This is a genomic window from Clostridium sp. HV4-5-A1G (assembly GCF_900184915.1).
Lineage (GTDB): Bacteria > Bacillota > Clostridia > Clostridiales > Clostridiaceae > Clostridium_B > Clostridium_B aromativorans.
Genome location: NZ_FXYI02000293.1, coordinates 1 through 2,581 on the forward strand (window position 1 = coordinate 1; position 2,581 = coordinate 2,581).

Sequence of the window (2,581 nt, forward strand, 5' to 3'; positions counted from 1 at the left end):
ATTTATTAACAATATCATATTTTATTGGATTTAATACTTTATCTATATCTTTATAATCTGATACAATTCTATCTAATAAATGTGTAATTGAAAGAATATTTTCAATCCTCATATTGCATTTCTTTGATGGTACAAAACAAAATTCCTTGTTAAATATTAATGAAAATGATACACAATGAAAAGAATCTGTTACTATATATTCTGCATTATTAATATATGTAATAAAATCTATTGGACCAGTAGTACGATCATAATATTCACAATCACATTTCCTTTTAAATCCACCAATAAGTAAAACTTTTAATTTCAATTTCTTCTTTATAAATTTAATTACATATTCTGAAAAATTACTTTTTGACATAAGATAAACTAATATATATCTACCATATATATTAGTTTTTGAGATTCCCAAATAATATTTTTTATCCAACAAAAACACTGGATCTAACACACACTCTACATTTGCGAATCCCATATCTTCCAACTGTTTTTTTGAATCATATTCTCTTACAGATATATATTTAAAATCTGAAATTCTCTGTTTTATAAAATTTAAATTAACATTATTTTGTATTTCTCCCATACTAGGTGCATATGACATTTTAAAAGCATCTTGTACAAATCTTAAATAAAATGCATCATCATTTCCTTCAGGGTTCACCATACGATTCCAAATTACATCACTTCCTGTAATATAAACATCTGCCTTAGGTGGATTATAAGATAGATCTTTATAATTTTTATATTTTTTAGTTAATATAGCATGCTCCATAAAATATCTTTTGAATTTATTTGCCCTTATAATATATGGAATAAGGAAAATTAATTTAACGAAATATCTTTTGATTCTTTGTAAAAAAGTTTTATATTGTGGACAATAATTTATAATTTCTACATCATATCCTAATTGTTTAACAAAGCTATACGTAGCACAGCTTTGAAGTGTAGACCCATAATTTACTTTCGGATCATGTATCGTAATTATAGCTATCTTCATAATTTCCCCTCTTTGTTATGTGTTAGAATAAATACTACAATTTACCCATTAAGATTAAAAATTTCAGTCGAAGATTTTTTTTCCAATTTGGAATAAATAATTCTTTACTAAATAATAATCTGATTCTCATTCCAATTGTATTCCTATAATTAGCCAATTCTGATATTATTTTAAGGTTTTTTGATGATATTTTATCTGAATATCCTTTAATAATCTGTTTTGCTGTGTTACTACCTGAATGATCATTATACACAAATAAATACAATATTTTTTGAATTAAATTACGATTTTTTCCATTAACATTTTTTCCATGCAATCTATATTTAACATGTGGAATTGGGTCATATATTATAACTCCATCAACTGATGCACATATTCTATACAGCCATAAATCATGCATATAACATACATTTGGCATATATTCTTTTATAATTTTTAGCAATTCTCTATTAAACACCATTGTACACCCCGTAGGTGCAGTAACCAATGCAAATCCTAATGTACTTGAAATTTCCATAGGAGTTGTACGAATTTTATTTAATTTTTCATCAACTTTTTGCACCAAACAATGATATAAACAGGGTTTTCCCGTTTCTAATAAAGATAACCTATTAATTGCAATTTTCAACTTATCTTTATCCCAAATATCATCTTGATCACAAAATGCATAATAATCTGAGTCATTTGCTTTATTAATTAAATCAAGAAAACTTTTAGCTGGTCCAATATTCGTTCCTTCATACCACTTTATTTTTTCTTTTTTACGCCATTCTTCCAACATTATTTTTGTTTTATCTATAGAACCATCGTCCCTAACTAAAATAGATATATTTACACCACTTTGTGCAAACAAACTATTCATTTGATCTTCTAAATATTTCTCACCGTTGTATGTAGACATTAACACTAGTACATTCTTATTCATTATGCATTTCTCCTCATTTAATAAAATAATCTCTATATATTTAAGCTATTTTTAGGTATAAGAAACATATTTAACTATTTAAGATCTAGTAATAGTAGCATTATCCAATTTAATATGTGAATCATGAGCTACTATTGCTGGATTCACATTAGAAATAGTATTAGCTTCCATAAATATAAACATTAAATTTATCATTGTAAGAGAATAAAATTGATATGTAAATCCTCCTATAATAACAACAATTACTGCTAATTTAAAAGATTTACACTTTCTAATACATTCATAACACGCAAAATAATATAAAAAGCATCCTATTATACCATGTCCCAGTAAAAGCGTAATTACATCACATTCAATATTCCATGCTGTATAATAATCGTTAGATGCAAAAACATTTGTACGTAAAGCAATATCTTCGTTCATATTAATAGCTATTCCTGATACTCTAGGTCCATATCCAAACAATTGTTGATCAATTGAAGATCTTGTCAAAAAAATATTTAACCCTTGGGGATAATATTCAAAATGTCTAACTGTACCTAATGAATCTGTTTCTAAAGTAAATCTGTTTATCAGAGTATTAACATGAAATTGAATAAATGAATTAAATTTATAAAACGACAATGAAGTACTTAAAATAATAAAACATATAATAAAAT

3 protein-coding genes are annotated in these 2,581 nt (G+C 25.2%); all 3 read right to left on the reverse strand.

From position 1 onward, the window contains the following. The coding region (locus tag J5G60_RS17870; protein WP_207876607.1) for a polysaccharide pyruvyl transferase family protein at positions 1-997 on the reverse strand (997 nt) is incomplete at its 3' end. Positions 998-1,031: 34 nt separating this feature from the next. Continuing rightward, positions 1,032-1,922 (reverse strand): glycosyltransferase family 2 protein, encoded by an 891-nt coding sequence (locus J5G60_RS17875; RefSeq protein WP_150358829.1) that lies wholly within the window; start codon positions 1,920-1,922, stop codon positions 1,032-1,034. A gap of 78 nt (positions 1,923-2,000) precedes the next feature. Beyond that, positions 2,001-2,581: hypothetical protein (locus J5G60_RS17880; RefSeq protein ID WP_207876608.1), on the reverse strand; the 581-nt coding region annotated here is incomplete at its 5' end.